14 protein-coding genes are annotated in these 17,812 nt (G+C 63.4%); 7 read left to right on the plus strand and 7 right to left on the minus strand.

Going from position 1 to position 17,812, the window contains the following annotated elements; genetic code table 11:
* Positions 1-21 precede the first annotated feature (21 nt).
* Positions 22-1,668: a Na/Pi symporter gene (locus GTP23_RS02650; protein WP_161033734.1), complete on the plus strand. Its 1,647-nt coding sequence runs from the start codon at positions 22-24 to the stop codon at positions 1,666-1,668.
* Here GTP23_RS02650 and GTP23_RS02655 read toward each other — a convergent pair.
* Positions 1,581-2,291, minus strand: coding sequence for a lysoplasmalogenase (locus GTP23_RS02655; RefSeq protein ID WP_161033735.1), 711 nt, complete (start codon positions 2,289-2,291; stop codon positions 1,581-1,583). The two genes, GTP23_RS02650 and GTP23_RS02655, sit on opposite strands and share 88 nt — an antisense overlap.
* A gap of 93 nt (positions 2,292-2,384) precedes the next feature.
* Positions 2,385-2,999, minus strand: a complete 615-nt coding sequence (locus GTP23_RS02660) for a hypothetical protein (protein WP_161033736.1) — start codon at positions 2,997-2,999, stop codon at positions 2,385-2,387.
* Positions 3,000-3,132: 133 nt separating this feature from the next.
* Between GTP23_RS02660 and GTP23_RS02665 the strand changes: the two genes are divergently transcribed.
* Entirely contained in the window at positions 3,133-3,492 is a 360-nt protein-coding gene (locus GTP23_RS02665; RefSeq protein ID WP_161033737.1) for a DUF5710 domain-containing protein, read from the plus strand.
* A 2-nt stretch (positions 3,493-3,494) separates the two neighbouring features.
* Positions 3,495-4,499 carry a class I SAM-dependent methyltransferase gene (locus GTP23_RS02670; RefSeq protein ID WP_161033738.1) on the plus strand — a complete coding sequence of 335 codons (1,005 nt, stop codon included), beginning with the start codon at positions 3,495-3,497 and terminating at the stop codon, positions 4,497-4,499.
* Here the strand turns inward: GTP23_RS02670 and GTP23_RS02675 are convergent.
* A complete protein-coding gene (locus GTP23_RS02675) occupies positions 4,496-5,398 on the minus strand; it encodes a LysR family transcriptional regulator ArgP (RefSeq protein ID WP_161033739.1) in 903 nt (300 codons plus the stop codon). The genes GTP23_RS02670 and GTP23_RS02675 overlap by 4 nt on opposite strands.
* Positions 5,399-5,483: 85 nt before the next feature.
* Between GTP23_RS02675 and GTP23_RS02680 the strand changes: the two genes are divergently transcribed.
* Both GTP23_RS02680 and GTP23_RS02685 read left to right on the plus strand, forming a co-directional pair.
* Positions 5,484-6,089, plus strand: a complete 606-nt coding sequence (locus GTP23_RS02680) for a LysE/ArgO family amino acid transporter (RefSeq protein WP_161033740.1) — start codon at positions 5,484-5,486, stop codon at positions 6,087-6,089.
* 135 nt (positions 6,090-6,224) lie between these two features.
* The gene (locus GTP23_RS02685; protein ID WP_229255896.1) at positions 6,225-8,546 is read left to right on the plus strand and encodes a putative bifunctional diguanylate cyclase/phosphodiesterase; all 2,322 of its coding nucleotides are present in this window, start codon (positions 6,225-6,227) and stop codon (positions 8,544-8,546) included.
* An 8-nt stretch (positions 8,547-8,554) separates the two neighbouring features.
* On the opposite strand, the gene GTP23_RS02690 is transcribed toward GTP23_RS02685, so the two are convergent.
* The gene (locus GTP23_RS02690) at positions 8,555-8,884 is read right to left on the minus strand and encodes a hypothetical protein (protein WP_229255897.1); all 330 of its coding nucleotides are present in this window, start codon (positions 8,882-8,884) and stop codon (positions 8,555-8,557) included.
* A gap of 25 nt (positions 8,885-8,909) precedes the next feature.
* Positions 8,910-10,238, minus strand: a complete 1,329-nt coding sequence (locus GTP23_RS02695; RefSeq protein WP_161033741.1) for an NRAMP family divalent metal transporter — start codon at positions 10,236-10,238, stop codon at positions 8,910-8,912.
* 161 nt (positions 10,239-10,399) lie between these two features.
* On the opposite strand from GTP23_RS02695, the gene GTP23_RS02700 reads away from it, so the two are divergent.
* Both GTP23_RS02700 and GTP23_RS02705 read left to right on the plus strand, forming a co-directional pair.
* Positions 10,400-12,643, plus strand: a complete 2,244-nt coding sequence (locus tag GTP23_RS02700) for a TonB-dependent receptor (protein WP_161033742.1) — start codon at positions 10,400-10,402, stop codon at positions 12,641-12,643.
* Positions 12,643-14,343 carry an alkaline phosphatase family protein gene (locus GTP23_RS02705; RefSeq protein ID WP_161033743.1) on the plus strand — a complete coding sequence of 567 codons (1,701 nt, stop codon included), beginning with the start codon at positions 12,643-12,645 and terminating at the stop codon, positions 14,341-14,343. The genes GTP23_RS02700 and GTP23_RS02705 overlap by 1 nt, the downstream gene beginning before the upstream one ends.
* An 11-nt stretch (positions 14,344-14,354) precedes the next feature.
* On the opposite strand, the gene GTP23_RS02710 is transcribed toward GTP23_RS02705, so the two are convergent.
* Positions 14,355-14,597, minus strand: coding sequence for an oxidoreductase-like domain-containing protein (locus tag GTP23_RS02710; RefSeq protein ID WP_161033744.1), 243 nt, complete (start codon positions 14,595-14,597; stop codon positions 14,355-14,357).
* 7 nt (positions 14,598-14,604) lie between these two features.
* Positions 14,605-17,709, minus strand: a complete 3,105-nt coding sequence (locus GTP23_RS02715; protein WP_161033745.1) for a ligand-binding sensor domain-containing diguanylate cyclase — start codon at positions 17,707-17,709, stop codon at positions 14,605-14,607.
* Positions 17,710-17,812: the final 103 nt, after the last annotated feature.

Below are 17,812 nucleotides of genomic sequence, written 5' to 3' on the forward strand. Positions count from 1 at the left end.
CGACACGCCGACTGAACCCGCATGGATATTTTTGCCAGCATCTTCGCCGGACTGGGGCTGTTTTTCATCGGCATCCGCCTGTTAAGTAACAACGTCAAGCAGCTGATAGGGCGGCGCATGCGCGTGCTGATCACGCGCGTGCTGGAAGGGAATGGCTCGGTGGCGCTACTGGGCCTGCTGGCCGGCGCCATCATCCAGAGCCTGAATGCCGTTACCTTTGTGATGGTGGCGCTGGTCAGCGCCGGTGCCATCGACAAGCGCCGCGCCTTCCCCGTCATCAACTGGGCCAATCTGGGCACCTCGGTGCTGATCCTGATGGCGACGCTGAATATGCACTGGCTGATCCTGCTGCTGATAGGGATCACGGGCACCACCTATTACCTGAATCTGGACCAGTCGGCACGCTACCGCCATGCCATCGGTGCCTTGCTGGGACTGGGTTTGCTGTTTCTCGGCATAGATTTCATCAAGTCCGGCTCCGCCATCCTCAAGCACACCCTGTGGCTGAAGGATGCCATGCAGGTAGCGGGGCAGTATCCCTTGCTGAGTTTTGCCATCGGCACGCTGATCGCCGCGCTGGTGCAATCCTCGCCTACCGTGACGGTGGTGGCGATGGCGATGGCCGCTGCCGGCCTGCTGCCGTTCAGCAGCGGTGCCATGATCGTGCTGGGTGCGGGGCTGGGCTCGGGCCTGGCCACGCTGTCGATGACGGGCAAGCTGACCGGCAGTGCGCGCCAGCTGGTGCTGTATCAGGTTACGCTCAAGGCCAGCGGCGTGACCGTGATGATGACGCTGCTGACGGCCGACTGGCTGAGCGGCCAGCGGCTGGTCGAGCATGTCATGCAGCAGCTGGGGCTGGGACCCTCGGGCCAGCTGGCCGCCATCTACCTGCTGCTGCAGATCGCTTCCGATCTGGCCATGCGGGCCTTGCGCGCACCTGTGCTGCAGTGGCTGGAGCAGCTGGCGCCGCCGTCAGTGGAAGAGACGCTGGGGCGGCCTCACTACATCAACGATGAAGCACTGGTGGAGCCGGAGACGGCGCTGCTGCTGGTGGAAAAGGAGCAGCAACGCTTGCTGGCCAGTCTGCCCACTTATCTCGATGCGCTGCGCGAGGATGTGTACAGCAGCAGCCCGGCCGCGCACATCCTGCGGGCGGCAGAGGGCAATGTGATCCGCGAATGCGATGTCTTCCTGACCGAGCTGGCCGACCGCAATCACAGCCGCGAAGTGCTGGAACAGACCATCGTGCTGCGTGACCGCAACCAGCTGCTCAACAATCTGCAGGAAGCGCTGGCCGAACTCGATCAGGCCATCGGCGATCCGGTACGCATGGGCGAAGTACGCGGTTTGATTGATAGCCTGGTGGAGAGCCTGCACATGATGCTGGAAACGCTGGCCGAAGTGGCGGCCGCACCGGCGGCAGCGGATCTGGAAATGCTGCGCATGCTGACCCATGACCGATCGGAACTGATGGATGCCATCCGCCGCCGCATGCAGGGTGGCGGCATCGCGGCCGAGATCCAGCAGGCGGTGTTTTCTGCCACCGGCCTGTTCGAGCGCAGCGTGTGGCTGCTACGGCGCTATGTCCTGCTGCTCGACGTCAGGCCGGACAGCGCGGCACCAGCGCCGGCAGGCAGCGAGCGTGCCAGCAGGTATAGCGCCGCATAGTAGGTGCCCAGTACCAGCAGGGCAGAAGCGGGTAGCGGTGCATAGAATTTGTTATACGCCAGCAGGGTATCGGAACTGAGAAACAGCAGGCCGCCCAGCGCGGCCAGACTGCTGGCCGGCGTGGCCAGACTGCGTGCACGTGCGATTGCCTGTGCGCTCATCGCCACCAAGCAAAGCATGTAGGCCAGCACGGGCGGGCGCAGGGCTGCACCGATGCCGGGCCACAGCACGGCCAGATTGGCACAGCCTATCAGCAGCAGGAACAGCAGTGGCCACAGTGGACGGGCCCAGCGGGCGTCGCGCGTGAGGGCGCGCAGAAAGCACAGGTGGGCTAGCAGGAAGCTGGCCAGACCGAGTTCGAAGCCCAGTGCCAGCGTGCTTTTCGGGAGCATCAGCAGCACATCGCCCAGCCACGAAAATCCCAGTCCGGCCAGCAGCGCACGGCGGTAGGCGGCGTAAGTGGCCGGCGTAGCATGGCGCCAGACCAGCGCCGCGATCAGCAGGGTGGCCAGTGGCTTGGCGATGTAGTGCAGCCAGATGGCCGCGCCACCCAGCGTGGAGCCGAGTATGGCCAGCGCGGCGCTGAGCGCGATGAGCGACTGGTGTAGACGAGAAACTGGCATGGCGTAATCCCCGATCGACGCTGTAGGCACAGCAAACCCGGGCTAGACTAGCACAAGCCCGGCGCCTGTCGCCAGATCAACTAGCGCGCCGGCTTATTCCTTGCTGCGGATATCGTGCATGGAGATCACCAGATCGGCCGCCGTCAGGCTGGTCTTGGCGGGGAAGCCGTCTTCCAGCGCCACCACGGCGCCGGCACTGATTTTTTCGTCGGCGCCGGTGCTGGCCGGCATGAAGGCGAAGTTGGGGAAGCCGCTGCGGCCCTGTGCCGCGATCTCGCGCACTGTGCGCGGCGCCGCGCGCAGCAGGCCGTTACGCACGTGGCGCTGACGCTCTTCGTTGCGCTCCTTGAGCAGCGCCTGCAGGCGCTGGATGCTCTGTATCAGCTGCTCCTGCTCGGCGTACAGGGCGGCCAGCGCCTCGTCATCGAGCGGGGCTTCCCACTGGGTCAGCTTGAGCAGGCCGCGCCGGTGCAGGTTCTGGCGCTGGATGTCCAGATCGACCGTGCCCTGGCGTGCCTGCTGGGATTCCAGATTGCGCGCTTCCTGCAGTTCGCCATGCAGGCGATGCCATTTGTCGCCGAACTCGAACACCAGCCCGTCGAAGTAGAAATACATGGGCAGGCCGCTGGCCAGAATCTGCGCCTCGCTCTGCTGCCAGCGGGCAGCCAGTTCGGCGACGGTGAGGGTGATCGGTTCGATGATGGACATGGTGGTGTAACGCGGGCAGGGCAGGCAAAGCGCTATTGTAACGGGGACGGCGCCGTTTGCTGTAGTTGTCGCTGCTTGCCGCTGACCGGGCTGCGGGAGGAGTAGAATGGCGCAGTACAGAGGAGTTGTGGTCATGATGTTTTTAAAAGTTCCGTTCGCGGAAAAAGATGAAGCCAAGGCACTGGGCGCGCGCTGGAATAGCGAGCGCAAATCGTGGTATGTGCCCGACGGGAAGTCCACCGAAGCGTTTGCCCGCTGGCTGCCACCGGGCGGCGCGGATTTTGTACCGGCCATTGCGGCCGTTACGCCCCGTTCCCATCCCGTAACGGTCGATAGCTATGCCGGCAAGCCCGTGGTGGGCAAATATTTTGTCGACCTGCAGCACCTGTGCAATCCTTTCGCAGCCTGCGACCATTGTGCGCCACGCCTGCAGGAATCGGGCTGGCAGGCCGCGCATGACGAGGCGGGGCAGCTGCTGTCAGCCGTGCGCTGAAGATGGAACCGGCCGCCGCGCTGTTTGCTCCGCTCTACGCTGCCCTTGAAGGCGGCGAGCAGCACCAGCGTGCGGCCCTGCTGCTGGCGCCTGATGCGCCATTTATCCGCTTTATCGAAGTGGGCTATGCGCTGCGCGCCTGTCTGGAGGACCGGCGCCAGCATGACTATCTGCTGCAGCGTTTGCGTCCCCATGCGGGCGTCATCGTCGGTACGCTGCCACCCGGCCTGCTGCCACATAGCATGCTGCCGCGCACCCCGGCCTTGCCGCAGTTTCGTCCACTAGAGCAGATCAGCGATGGCGAGGTGCGCGACTGGCTGGTACAGGATGCCGGCATGGTGTACGGCGAACTGCAGCAGGACGAGCTGGCGCGCTATTTCGCCGCCATTGCGCCGCTGCTGGCGCCGGGCGGGCTGATGGTCGATCTCGGTAGCGGGCTGGGCAAGGTGGTGATGACGGCCGCACTAAGCCTGCCGTTCCAGCGCTGCGTGGGGGTGGAATTGCTAGCCTACCGCCACCAGCTGGCGCTGCAGCGCTGTCAGCAATTGCTGGCGCTGAACCGGCAGCAGCTGGAGCGTTTGCCGCAGCCGCTGCAGCGCGACCAGCCTTTGCTGCTGCCCGGCGGTGCCGGCACCACGCTGGCCCATCTGCTTGACCTGCCGCAGCGGCTAGCCTTCATCGAGGCCGATATGTTCGCTGTCGATGTACGCGCTGCCACGCTGGTGTTCCTCTACAGTACCTGCTTCGGTGCGCTGATGCCGGCGCTGGCCCACAAGCTGGCCAGCGAGCTGCAGCCCGGCGCGCTGGTCAGCACTACTACCTATCCGTTATCCCATCCGGCTTTCCGCATCCTGCACCACTATCCGGCCGGTACGCTGGCGTGGACTGCCGTCTATCTGTACCAGCGCCATGGCGAGTGGGATGGCAGTGCGCCGCCAGCCACCAGTTATGAACCCGATGCGGCCGAATGGGAGGCGCGCATGCGGGCCGAACTGGCGGCGCGCTAGGCCGCGCTGCTGTCCTGCAGCAGCCAGCGCTGCGCCGTTGCTATGACCTGCTGCGACAGGGCGCGCGTGTAGGGCGTATCGATATCCCAGCGGTGCCAGATCAGCGGTACGTCGAGATAGTGGCCCGGCGTCAGGTCGACCAGTGTGCCATCGCGCAGGCCGTCGGCACATTGCAGCACGGGCAGCATGCCGTAGCCGAAACCGGCCGCCACAAAACGCAGGAAGCCATCCGAGCTGGCATAGGCATGGTGCGGGAAGGCGCCCGTATAGCCCGTGTACTGGGCGATGTAGCGCGACTGCAGGGCATCCTTGCGGTCGAAGATCATCACCGGCGCACGCTGCACGGCTTGCGCCGTCATGCCTTGCGCGAACCAGCGCCGGGCAAACGCGGGGCTGGCCACGCACAGATAGCGCATCCGCCCCAGCGCGGTGGACGAGGTGCCCGCCACCTGCGCCGTTTCACTGGTGACGCAGCCGAACACCCGCCCTTCGCGCAGCATGCTCAGGGTGTGGTCCTGATCGTCCATGCGGATGTGCAGCATGCAGTCGCCGCCCAGCATCAGCGGGGTCAGGGCTTCCTGCAGCCAGGTGGCGGCGCTGTCGGCATTCACGGCAATCGCGATTTCCGGCGTGGGCGCGCTGCCCGGCGCCGCCTGCAGCAGGGTGGCTTCGAGCAGGCGCACCTGACGGTAATGGGCAATCAGGCGCTGGCCAGCCGGCGTTGGCACGGGCGGCTGGCTGCGTACGATCAGCAGTTCGCCGGCGCTGTTTTCCAGCATGCGCAGGCGCTGCGAAACGGCGGACTGGGTAATCGCCAATGCGGCGGCGGCTTTGTCGAAATTGCCATATTCGATGATGGCGTCGAGCGCGGCCAGCCCGCGGTAATCGACCTGCTTCATTAGTTTTCCTAATATTTGGTGATTATTATTAATTATACTTATCTTTGGTCCCCCTTTAAGCTGGCGTTTTCTACAGGGGATAGCCATGCTGGCAGCAGCTTTTTTCAAGGGTATGGGACTGGGCGGCAGCCTGATCGTGGCGATTGGTTCGCAGAACGCCTATCTGCTGCGGCAGGCACTCAAGCGCGAGTTCGTGCTCAGTTGCGTAGCCATCTGCGTGCTGTGTGATGTGGTGCTGATAGGCGCCGGGGTGGCCGGCATGGGTGCGCTGATTACCGAGGCGCCTGCGCTGCTGTTGCTGATCAAGATCGCCGGTGCGGCGTTTCTGGGCTGGTATGGCTGGCGTGCGGCCCGCTCGGCCCTGCAACCGGGCAGCATGCAGGCCGGGGCGGAAACGGGCGCAGCCGATAGGCGCACGGTACTGGCCGCCATGCTGGCGTTCAGCCTGCTCAATCCTCACGTGTATCTGGATACGGTGGTGCTGCTCGGTTCCATCGGCGGCCAGCAGACCGGCATGGGGCGCTGGTATTTTGCGGCCGGCGCCATGCTGGCTTCGCTGCTGTGGTTTAGCAGCCTGGGTTTCGGTGCGCGCTATCTGACGCCCGTGTTTGCCCGCCCGCGCGCGTGGCAGGTGCTCGATGTGGTGATCGCGCTGGTGATGTGGAGTCTGGCCATTTCCTTGTTTCTGTGACAGCGCCTGTGTCATTAGGCAACAGAACTCGCGTGTTGACGTGCTCTGCCGTATCGCCGCTGCCGGACTTCGTCATACAATGGTCTGAATAAATATTCCTAGAACGTTGAGACGCAGGATCGCAGGGCCTCCTTTATGAGCACGGATCTCGGTAGTTACGCCCATCTTTCAGCAATTGCCGCAGCCTTTGCGGCTGATGCCATTCTGAGCACATTGCTGATTTTCCTATGGCTGATGCAGCGCAAGGAAAAGCACGCGCTGTACTGGGGGCTGGGCCAGCTCTCGGTAATGAGCGGCATCGTGCTATGGTTTATCGGCGGCCGCTATCTGGCCGAAGTCTGGCGTATTCCGCTCTGTGCGGCGCTGCTGGCGGCCGGCATGGTGGGCTACTGGAGCGGCACCAAATTCTTCCTCGGCGAATTGCATCGCGCCCAGCAGCGCTGGATCCTGCCGGTGGCGCTGGCCATCACGCTGGCCTGCTATGTGGTATGGGATGCCATGCCGTCCCTGCTGGCGCCCGGCAGTGCTGCCATCCTCGGCGTGGTAATGGTATGGTGCGGCCAGCGCCTGATCCGTAACAAGAACCGCTACCGCTTCCTCGGCGTTACCCTGCTGCTGCGCGGTGTCTTCAATGTGCTCAGTTCCGTCACGCTGGGGCCGGAGCTGTATCTGTTCTGGTTTATCGGCACCACCGTGCTCAAGACCCTGAGCATGCTGGGGCTGATCTATGCCGTGCAGGACGAAATCCAGCAGCGCTATGCGCGCACCATCGATAGCCTGAGCAACGGCTTTTTGATCCGCGACCGGCGCGGCTATGTGCAGGTGGCGAACGAGCGCTGCGCGCGCTTGCTGGGCTTTGCCGGGCCGGCCGATCTGGTGGGCAAGCATGTGAGCGATCTGCTGCCCGGGCTGACGCCGCAGATGGCCGACGAATACTTCCAGCGCTTCATGGCGCCCGGTGCCGTCTATCCGCTGGTGGAGACGGCCATGTTCCAGCTGCATGACGGCAGTCGTCTGCCGGTCGAGCTGCTGGCGTCGCCGTATGAAGAACGGGGCCGGCTGTATTGTCTGGTGCAGCTGCTCGATATCAGCGAGCGTACCCGCAAGGATGATTTGCTGCGCAAGGCCGCCAACATCGATCCCGTGACGGGCTATTTCAACCGCCACGCCATCACCAACCGGCTCAGGGAAGAAGTCACGCTGGCCTGCAGCGGCGGCTGCGAGTGCGCCGTGCTGTTCATCGACCTCGACAAGTTCAAGCGCGTCAACGACTCTTTCGGCCACGCCGTGGGCGACGAGCTGCTGCGCCAGTTTGCGCGCCGCCTGCATTCGGTGCTGGGCACGAAAGATGTGCTGGCCCGTTTCGGCGGCGACGAGTTCATCGTGGTGCTGCCCGAGCTGGCGGCCGGCAGTGCCGAGCAGCAGGCGCGCGCCTGTGCCGAGCAGATCGTCGCAGCCATGGATAACAGCTTCACCGTGACGCACCACGTGATCGGCGTGTCGGCCAGCGTGGGCGTGGCCTGCTATCCGCAGCACGGCATGGATGGCGCCACGCTGATCCGTCACGCCGATATCGCCATGTATGTAGCCAAGAAAAGCGGACGGGGCGAAGTACGCTTCTTTAACGATGCCATGAATGCGGCCGCCAAGGATGCGCTGGTGATCGATGGCGCGCTGCGCAGCGCGATTGCCGGGCAGGAGTTCCGTCTCGTGTATCAGGCCATTACCAGCGCTGCCAGTGGCGCCCTGACCAAGGTGGAAGCGCTGCTGCGCTGGCAAAGCGCTACACTGGGCAATGTGGCACCGGACCGCTTCATCCCCGTGGCGGAAGACAGCGGCATGATCGTCGAGATTGGTACCTGGGTGCTGAACGAAGCCTGCCGCCAGCTCGGTGTGTGGAAGGCTGGCGCGCTGGGCGAACTCACCGTGAGCATCAATGTCTCGGCATGGCAGCTGGCCGATCCTGCATTCGTGGGGCTGGTGCAGCAGGCGCTGGCGCACAACGACCTGTCACCGCGCCAGCTGGAGCTGGAACTGACGGAGCGTGTGCTGATCGATAACGGCGGCGAAGTACAGAGCGTGCTGGCGCAGCTGCGCGGCATGGGAGTGGGAATTTCGCTCGATGATTTCGGCACCGGCTATTCCTCGCTCAGCTACCTGACCCAGTTCCACCTCAACACGCTGAAGATAGACCGCGCCTTCGTGATGGATATCGAGCACAGTGAACGCAGCAATAATCTGGTGCATGCGATTATCGCCATGGGCCAGAGCCTGGGGCTGCAGCTGGTGGCGGAGGGGGTAGAAACGGCAGGGCAGGCCAGCATCTTGCGCCAGCTGGGCTGCCACCATCTGCAGGGTTATCACATATCGCTGCCGATACCGGCGGATGAATTGCCGGCCTTTGCCTGTCGCCTGAAATCGGCCGGTGCCGTGGCCGAAGTGGCCGAAAACGCCTGAGGGCGGAGTCAGCGGCTGCTGGCAGCCGGCTTCTGCGCCGCTTCTTCCGCCGTGAGTATCCAGATGCGGTCGATATTGCCCCAGCTATCGACCGTGTAATTGACCACCAGATCGCTGCCGCGTATGGCTGCCGGCAGTTCGATCAGATTATCCTGATTGAAGATGCGGGCCGAAGGCGCCAGCTGGCGCACTTTACCGTCGATCAGCACTTCGGGAAAATAGGCCGGCGTCATCTTGCCGCGCACGGCATTGGCGGGGAAGGGCCGTTCGAAAGCCTGTACGCTCAGGCTGGCCGCGCCAGCAAGCAGCAAGAGCGCTAGTCGGATGGTGCGTCGCATAGTCCCTCCCTGTATGAAGCGTCCATTATAGGGCCATCGTCAGCAGCATGGCCGCCACGGCCACGGCCATCACGGCCGTGCACAGCCAGCCCAGTACGGTGAGACGGCGCGAAATCACCAGTGTGCCCATCACTGCTGGCCGGCGTGCCAGCAGCATCAGCACCACCATGATGGGTACGGAAATCACCCCGTTCACCACGGCACTCCAGTACAGCGCACGGATAGGATCGATGCTGGTGAAGCATAGCGCCGTGCCGATCAGGGTGGCGGCGGCGATGATGCCGTAGAACTTGCGCGCGCTGCCATACTGCAGTTCCAGACTGCCGCGCCAGTGCATGGCGCCTGCCATGGCATAGGCAGCCGAACCGGCCAGCACGGGCACGGCCAGCAGGCCGGTGCCGATGATGCCCAGACTGAACAGGGCGAAGGCGAAATCGCCGGCGATGGGGCGCAAGGCTTGCGCCGCCTGGGCCGAAGAGCTGATGTCGGTGATGCCGTGCGCACCCAGCGTGGCGGCCGTGGTCAGCATGATGCACAGCGCTACCAGATTGGAAAAGCCCATGCCGATCACGGTATCGACCTTGATGCGCTGTAGCTGGGGCTGGGCCTGCTCGGTGGCGTGCTTGAGTGCATGGGCATGCGGATCGGCGCGCAAGTCTTCCACTTCCTGCGACGCCTGCCAGAAGAATAGATAGGGACTGATGGTGGTGCCGAATACAGCCACCACCGTGGTGACATAGGCAGGCTGCCACGACAGCGTGGGCCAGACCATGGCCTGCAGCACCTGCAGCCAGGGTAGCTGCAGGCTGATGGCCGTGGCCACGTAGGCAAACAGGGCCAGCGTCAGCCATTTGAGTACATGTACATAGCGGTGGTAGGGCAGCAGCACCTGCAGCAGCAGCGACAGCAGGCCCGCAGCGGCGGCATACCAGTGGCTGGGGCCGCCCGTGAGCAGGCTGACGGCCTGACCCATGGCGGCGATGTCGGCCGCGATGTTGATGGTATTGGCCACCAGCAGCAGACTGACGATGGCGTACAGCAGGGGACGCGGCAGATGGCGCCGCATATTGGTGGCCAGCCCGGCGCCGCTGACGCGGCCGATGCGGGCGCTGATGGCCTGTATGCCCACCATCAGGGGCAGGGTCAGGATCACGGTCCACAGCATCTGCAGGCCGAACTGGGCACCGGCCTGCGAATAGGTGGCGATGCCGCTGGGGTCATCGTCGGCCGCACCCGTGATCAGGCCGGGGCCTAGCTTGCTGAGCCAGCTACTGGCGGCCTGAGCCTGCGCACCGTCCTGCCCTGCGGGCGTCGCTGGGGGAGACTTGGTGCCGGGTGGGATAGGCTGGGACATAAGGCGAGTGTAAGTAAATCCGGTTCTGCATACTAACCGAGGTGAGGAAAGCTTGTCATAAAGTTGTCATGGCAGCGTCATAGACGCGTCACATGCTGTTTCTACAATCTTGCGAGTTAGTTTGCTACCGCTCTTACATTCACTCACAAGAAAGAAAAATCATGCAACAGCGCTTCCCACTGAAACCTCTGTGCCTGCTGGTTCTGCAGGCGCTGGCCTGCCACGCCTATGCAGGCGACGCGGCCGACGCAGCCGCCGACAGCAATCTGGCCGGTGCCGTGGTCGGTCCTATCCAGACCGTAGAGATCACCGGCCGTGGCCAGTCGCGTCAGGTCCAGAACATCAACAAGACCGATCTGGCCGAAGCGCTGCCGGGTACCAGCGCACTGAAAGTGCTGGAAAAACTGCCGGGCGTGAACTTCCAGTCGGCCGACCCTTTCGGTGCCTACGAATGGTCGACCCGCTTCAGCGTGCGCGGCTTCAACCAGAACCAGCTGGGCTTCACGCTCGATGGCGTACCGCTCGGTGATATGAGCTACGGTAACAACAACGGCCTGCACATCAGCCGTGCGATTTCGTCGGAAAACATCGGCAGCGTCACCGTGTCGCAAGGCGCCGGTGCACTGGCCACGGCTTCCACCAGCAACCTCGGTGGCACCGTGCAGTTCTTCTCGCAGATGCCTAACGATGAACTGGGCCTGACCTTCGCCCAGACGCTGGGCAGCGATTCCACTGCGCGCACTTTTGCCCGCGTCGATACGGGCCTGCTGAACGGCGTGGCCAAAGCTTATCTGAGCGGCACGCGTCAGCGCACCGACAAGACCAAGGGTGCCGGTGGCCAGAACCAGGACCAGCTGAACTCCAAGTTCGTGTTTAACTTCGGCGACAACAAGCTGACCGGTTTCCTCAACTATTCGGACCGCCGCGAAGTTGATTATCAGGACGTGTCGCCGGAAATGGTGCAGCGTCTGGGCTATCAGTGGGATAACTACGAAGGCGACTGGCAGCGTGCTGTGAACGCTGCCGCCGGCAAGTTCACGGGTGGCGTGAACAGCATGGATGATGCCTACTACTCGGCCGGCGGCCTGCGCAAGGATACCCTGGGCGGTCTGACGCTGGACCTGAACTTCGGCAGCCATGTGAACCTGAACAGCACCATCTACCATCACGATAACGAAGGTCAGGGTCACTGGTACACCCCGTACGTGGCGACCGATGCCGCCAATCCGATTTCGCTGCGTACCACCGAATACTCGATAGGCCGCGATGGCGTGACCAGCAGCCTGACGTGGGAACTGGGTAGCCACACGATCAACTTCGGTATCTGGGGCGAGCGCAGCAACCACACGGCCAGCCGTAACTACTACAGCGTGACTGGTCCGGCCGACACCATGGTGTTCCTGTCCAAGCCATTCCGCACCGACTGGAAGCAGAACTTCATCACCACCACCTCGCAGTACTACCTGCAGGACAGCTTCAGCGCCATGGACGGCCAGCTGAAATTCAATGCCGGCTTCAAGGGCATGGACGTAGCCATCAAGGCCACCAATCTGGTGGGCAGCCGCGCTGCCGGTGAACTGAGCGCCGAGAAATCCTTCCTGCCGCAGGCCGGTGTCAACTACGCCATCAGCAAGGACGACGAAGTGTTTGCATCGGCTTCGAAAAACATGCGCGCGTTCCAGCCGGGCGTGAGCGGTCCGTTCTCGCAGACGCAAGTGGCGTTCGATGCCGGTGTCGCGAAACTGAAACCGGAAACTTCGGTCAATCTGGATCTGGGCTACCGCTTCAAGCGTGCTGACGTACAGGGTTCGCTGGCCGTGTACAGCGCCCGCTTCGATGACCGTCAGCTGAGTGTGGCCACCTGCGCCGGCATCGTCGGCTGCCCGTCGACGCTGGTCAACGTGGGCAAGGTCGACACCAAAGGTGTGGAAGCGATCGGTGTATGGAAGATCAACCGTGAACTGAGCTGGTTCAACTCGGCCACATTCAACGATTCGAAATACAAATCGGATTACATGGACGGCAAGAATCTGGTGGCCGTTAGCGGCAAGCAGGTGGTGGATGCGCCGCGCGTGCTGTTCAACACCGAAGCTTCGTATGAAAACGCCGGCTGGTTCGCCCGCGTCGGTGCCAGGTACACGGGCAAGCGCTACTACACCTACACCAACGATGCCAGCGTACCGTCGTTCTGGCTGGCCAATCTGTCGGCTGGCTACAAGCTGAAAGCCATGGGCGGCCTGAAAGACCTGACCCTGCAAGCCAATGTGACCAACCTGTTCGACAAGAAGTATCTGAGCTCTATCGGTACCAACGGCTTCCAGAACACCGATACCAGCCATACCTTCCAGAGCATGCTGACGGGTGCACCACGTCAGGTCTTCGTGTCGCTGAACGGCAAGCTGTAATGCGGGCGCCCCTGCTGGCGCTGGTCTGCGGTGCGCTGAACGTTACGGCCGCCGCAGCGGCCACCACGCCGATCGAGCACGTCATCGTGCTGGTCGGCGAAAACCGGACCTTCGATAATCTGTACGGGGTCTACCAGCCGCGCAGGGGACAGACTGTCTCCAACCTGCTGTCGAAGAAGATCGTCAATCCCGACGGCACGCCGGGCCCGCGCTTTGCTGATGCAGCGCAGAAGCTGGGCCTGTCGACGGGCGCCTACACGCCTACGCCGGCCGTAACGGGCAGCTATGCCACGCTGCCGCAGCCGTGGGCCGCCGGTGCATTCGGCCAGCGTCAGGATGTGCCGGATGCACGCTTTCCGGCCAGCCTGCCTAACGGCCCGTTCCAGATCACCCACCATGTGGGCTATGGCGCCCACACGGGCGACCCGACCCACCGCTTCTTCCAGATGTGGCAGCAGGTGAATGGCGGTAAGAACGATCTGTTTGTCTGGGTCGGCGATCAGACGGGCCCCGGCCCCAGCAACCCCTTCCCGCTGGCACCCGGCCGGACAGGGCAGGGCGGGGTGGCCATGGGCTTCTACAATATGGCGCGCGGCGACGCTGCCCTGTTCAAACGGCTGGCCGACCAGTATGCCATCGCGGACAATTATCACCAGCCCATCATGGGTGGCACCACGGCCAACTACTTTGCGCTGGCCACGGCTGATGTGGGCGTGTATCTGGAAGACGGCAAGCCGGCCGTACCGCCGGCCAAGCTGATCGAAAATCCTGATGCCCAGCCGGGTACCAACAACTGGTACACGGAAGACGGCTACCGTGGCGGCACTTATGTGGCCTGTGCCGACGAGAGCCAGCCCGGTGTGGCCGGTATCCGCCAGCTGCTGGCGGCGCTGCCTTACAAGGCCTTCAATGACGGCAATTGCGCACCGGGCCACTACTACATGGTCAACAACCTTGATCCGGCCTACGGGGCGATGGGGCAGGCGCTGGAACTGGGGCCGGACAAATTCCTGCTGCCGCCGCAGACCATGCCGCACATCGGCGATGCGCTGACGGCTGGCGGGGTGTCGTGGAAGTGGTATAGCGGCGGCCGTAACGACGGCATCAAGGTGGACAAGGAATACTGCGGCATGTGCGATACGCCGACCTTCTTCAGCTCCACCATGCAGGGGCCGGACAAGGCCAAGCTGGTCGATCTGATGCAGTTCTATGTGGACGTAAAAGACGCCGCCACTTTCCCGGCCGTGTCCATCATCGCACCGTACGACAGCATCTCCGGCCATCCAGGCTATGCCATGGAAACCAGCTTCGACGAACTGGTAGCCGGTGTGATCGACCGCGTCAAAGCCAATCCGGCGCTATGGAAGAACACCGCCATCCTGATTACTTTCGACGAAGGCGGCGGCTATTACGATTCCGGCTATGTGCAGGCGATAGACTTCTTCGGCGACGGCACGCGCATACCGCTGATTGTGGTGTCGCCATGGGCGAAGAAGGGTGTGGTCGATCACACCTATTATGATCACGCGTCGATCGCCAAATTCATCGAGCGTAACTGGTCGCTGCCGCCGCTGTCGGCACGCAGCCGCGACAATCTGCCCAATCCCGTGCATGGCAAGGCCGATCCGTATGTGCCGCTGAACCGTCCCGCGATAGGCGATCTGATGCCGCTGTTCGATTTCTCCGGCAGCCGCCGCTAGTCGGCCTATGATTAGCCAGCTGCCGGTGTTTCCGGCCGGGCGTCGCCAGCATGCTGCTGTGCGGCGCTCTGGCGCTCCTGCCATTCTTTCAGGGCCACACGGTAGCGATCGAGTTCGCCCTGATACATGTCTTCCACGCAGAAGGTGCAGCCGCTGTGGCAGCAGTCGCCCGGTGCCGGTGGCTGCGGCGCTTCCGGTTCCGGATCGTGGTTCAGTGTGGCGGGTGGAGTGACAGGTGGGTGTGCTTCAGACATCTATTCCTCAAACAGGTGGCATGGCCAGTAGCGCCATGTTACGGCCCTTTTCCTTGGCGCGATAGAGGGCGCGGTCGGCCATCTGCACCAGCTGGTCCGGCGTGCTGTCCTCGCTGGGCACCATGGCGGCCACGCCTATGCTGATGGTCATCACGCCAAACGGCGAGGCCACGTGCGGCAACTGGCGGCGTGCCAGTTCGGCGCAGATGGCCTGCGCCGTGCCGTAGGCATCGGTGGCATCGGTGGCTGCCGCCAGCAGGGCAAATTCTTCGCCGCCGTAGCGCGCTACCAGATTGGAGGTGCGCCGGCCATGGCTGGTGATCAGGTCGGCCACGGTGCGCAGCGCGCTATCACCAGCCAGGTGGCCGTAGTGGTCGTTGTATTTTTTGAAGTAGTCCACGTCCAGCATGGTCAGGGCCAGCGTCTGGCCGGTGCGGGCGGCGCGGCGCCATTCCGTTTCCAGCGCCAGATCGAAACCGCGGCGGTTGCTGACCCCCGTCAGGCCGTCGGTGGTAGTCAGGGCGGCCAGCTTGCGGTTGGATTCTTCCAGTTCTGCCGTACGTGCCGTAACCAGCTGTTCCAGCTTGGCCTGATGGCGCGTCAGACGGCGGATGCGCACTTTGTACAGCAGCAGCAAGGTGCTGACCACCAGCGCGATCAGGCCGGCGCGGAACCACCAGCGCTGCCAGAACGGCGGCGTGATGGTCACTTCCAGCGTAGCCGGTTGCGGATTCCATACCCCCAGATGGTTGGCTGCCTTGACGCGGAAAGTGTAGCGGCCCGGATTGAGGTTGGTATAGCTGGCGCTGCGGTGGGCAGCGTCGGTTTCCACCCAGTCCTGATCGAAGCCGTCCAGCTGGTAGGCATAGCGGTTGAGCGAGGGCTCGGTGTAGTGCAGGGCGGCGAATTCGATCGAGAACACCGAGGCCTGCGCCGACAGGGTCAGCGCGGTAGGCGAGGTGACAGGGCCTTCGGCCTTGACGTTTTCGCCCGGTTTGCCATCCTGCAGCGAGTGGTTGAACACGGTGATGTCGGTAATGGCCACCTGCGGCGGGCGCGAACTGGTACGCACATTGGCCGGGGTCACGGCCGTCATGCCGTGCACGCCGCCGAAGTACAGCACGCCTTTTTCATCGGTGGTGGAGGAATTGACGGTAAAGCCTTCCGTCAGGCCGTCCGAGGCTGTGAAGCGGGCCACCTGGCCCGTGGCCGGATCGAGCCGGTACAGGCCGGCGATGGTGGAGCACCAGATACGGCCTTCGCTATCGTGCTCGATGGCGAGGATTTTCGGTGCGCGCATGGCGGCCGCGTAGGACTTGAAGCTGACCGTGCCATCGCCCTTGAACTGCACCAGATCCAGGCCCTTGCTGGTACCGACCCAGATGCGGCCTTGCGCATCTTCGTGCAGGCTGGCGATGTTGTCGTCGCTCAGGCCGGCAGCGTCCTTGCTGTGGTGGCGGAAGTGGCGGAATTTGCCGGTGGCCGGATCGAGCAGGTCGAGGCCGCCGCCATTCCATTCCGAACCGGCCCAGACGCGGCCCTGCCGGTCTTCCAGCACGGCCGAGGTGCCGTTCACGGCGCGGGTGGCGGGGTCGTTAGGATCGTTGTAATAGATTTTGCGTGCATCCGTTTTGGGGTCGTAGCGGATCAAGCTATTGCCAGTCGCTAGCCACAGCACGCCACCGGCGCCGGGCGCGATGGCGTTGATGTAGTCGCTCGCAGTGTTGCCGAAGTGGATGACCTGAAACGGGCTGTCCGGCGTGTCGAGGCGGTTCAGACCGTTGGACGTGCCCAGCCATAGGGGGCCTTTGCTGGCCACATCCTGATACATGCTGTAGATGATGGAGTGGCTGAGTTTGCCCTTGGTCTTGTCGTCGGCATGGTAGGTGCGGATCACCGTGCTGGTGGCGGGATCGTACAAGCTCATGCCCACATTGCCGCCCAGCCAGACGCGCCCGCCCGGTGCCCGCGCCAGACTCAGCAAGGCATTGCTGGCCGGACCGGAACGGCTGTCGATGCGGAACGGTACGTGGCGGGTAAAGCCTTCGCTGTTCAGGTTGGCAAGGCTGATGCCGTCCGTGAAGGAGGCGATCCACAGCATGCCGGCGCGGTCCTGCAGCACGGCGCGCAGGTTATCGCCGGGCAGGCTATACGGGTCGTCGGCCGCGTGGACGAACTGGTCGAAGCTGGCCGTGGCCTCGTTCCAGCGCAGCAGGCCGGCCGACAGGGTGGTGCTCCACAGCGTGCCCTTGTCGTCCAGATTGAAGTTGGTGATGCGGCTGTAAGGCGAAGCGATGGCCTGGCGGCTGCTCCAGTCGCTCTTGCCATCCCAGCGGATCACGCCCGATTCCGTGCCTATCCACAGTGCGCCGCTGCGGTCGAACTGCAAGGCCCGTACGATGTTGACGCGCGCATCGGGCACGGGGCCGGGGTCGACCTGATGGTGCTGGAAGCGGTTGCTGCCCGGTGCCAGATAATCGAGCCCGCCGGGCCAGGTGCCTATCCAGATGCCGCCGCGGCTATCGAGTGCCAGCGCATTCAGATCATTGCTGGCCAGACTGTCGGGATTGTCGTCCTCGTGGGCGTAGACAGTGAACTTGCCGCTGACCGGGTTGAAGTGCTGCAGCCCGCCCCAGCTGCCCACCCACATGCCGTCCTTGCCATCGGAAATGATGTTCTTGATGATGCGGTGGTTCTTCGGCGCTTTGCCGCTAGGTGCGTAGGTGGTGAAGTTGTTGGTGTCGGGATTGAAGCGGGCCAGCCCGTTCTGGGTGCCGGCCCAGATAAAGCCCTGCTGGTCTTCATAGATGGCGGACACGCGGTCATGGGGCAGGCTGTGCGGATCACCGGGGATGTTGATGTATTTGACTGCCTGATAGCCGTTGTAGCGGTACAGGCCATTGGTATGGGTGCCTATCCAGATAAAGCCTTTGCGGTCCTGCAGCAGCGACAGCATGGAGGGTTCGTCGCCGTCGAGCGGGCCCAGCTTCTTGAAACGCAGCGAGGGAACGGGGGCAGCCGCCAGATCGGCAGCGGGCAGGACACAGAAGACGGTGCAGACAAGAAGAAATAGCCGCAGAGCGCGGCGCAAGGCTGTTGCTAGGTCAGGCATGTTGATTTTCCGTGGGCGGCGCAAGCAGCCGGGCGCCGTACTAAACATTAATTGGTATCTGAGCAGAATGACTATTATACATGCCATTGATGCAATGAAATTG

It is taken from the genome of Duganella fentianensis, from assembly GCF_009857835.1.
GTDB lineage: Bacteria > Pseudomonadota > Gammaproteobacteria > Burkholderiales > Burkholderiaceae_D > Rugamonas > Rugamonas fentianensis.

Excerpts from the sequence above, each read along its gene's own strand:
- GTP23_RS02650 (WP_161033734.1), top strand. The coding sequence starts at position 22 with ATGGATATTTTTGCCAGCATCTTCGCCGGACTGGGGCTGTTTTTCATC.
- GTP23_RS02655 (WP_161033735.1), bottom strand. The coding sequence starts at position 2,291 with ATGCCAGTTTCTCGTCTACACCAGTCGCTCATCGCGCTCAGCGCCGCG.
- GTP23_RS02660 (WP_161033736.1), bottom strand. The coding sequence starts at position 2,999 with ATGTCCATCATCGAACCGATCACCCTCACCGTCGCCGAACTGGCTGCC.
- GTP23_RS02665 (WP_161033737.1), top strand. The coding sequence starts at position 3,133 with ATGATGTTTTTAAAAGTTCCGTTCGCGGAAAAAGATGAAGCCAAGGCA.
- GTP23_RS02670 (WP_161033738.1), top strand. The coding sequence starts at position 3,495 with ATGGAACCGGCCGCCGCGCTGTTTGCTCCGCTCTACGCTGCCCTTGAA.
- GTP23_RS02675 (WP_161033739.1), bottom strand. The coding sequence starts at position 5,398 with ATGAAGCAGGTCGATTACCGCGGGCTGGCCGCGCTCGACGCCATCATC.
- GTP23_RS02680 (WP_161033740.1), top strand. The coding sequence starts at position 5,484 with ATGCTGGCAGCAGCTTTTTTCAAGGGTATGGGACTGGGCGGCAGCCTG.
- GTP23_RS02685 (WP_229255896.1), top strand. The coding sequence starts at position 6,225 with ATGAGCACGGATCTCGGTAGTTACGCCCATCTTTCAGCAATTGCCGCA.
- GTP23_RS02690 (WP_229255897.1), bottom strand. The coding sequence starts at position 8,884 with ATGCGACGCACCATCCGACTAGCGCTCTTGCTGCTTGCTGGCGCGGCC.
- GTP23_RS02695 (WP_161033741.1), bottom strand. The coding sequence starts at position 10,238 with ATGTCCCAGCCTATCCCACCCGGCACCAAGTCTCCCCCAGCGACGCCC.
- GTP23_RS02700 (WP_161033742.1), top strand. The coding sequence starts at position 10,400 with ATGCAACAGCGCTTCCCACTGAAACCTCTGTGCCTGCTGGTTCTGCAG.
- GTP23_RS02705 (WP_161033743.1), top strand. The coding sequence starts at position 12,643 with ATGCGGGCGCCCCTGCTGGCGCTGGTCTGCGGTGCGCTGAACGTTACG.
- GTP23_RS02710 (WP_161033744.1), bottom strand. The coding sequence starts at position 14,597 with ATGTCTGAAGCACACCCACCTGTCACTCCACCCGCCACACTGAACCAC.
- GTP23_RS02715 (WP_161033745.1), bottom strand. The coding sequence starts at position 17,709 with ATGCCTGACCTAGCAACAGCCTTGCGCCGCGCTCTGCGGCTATTTCTT.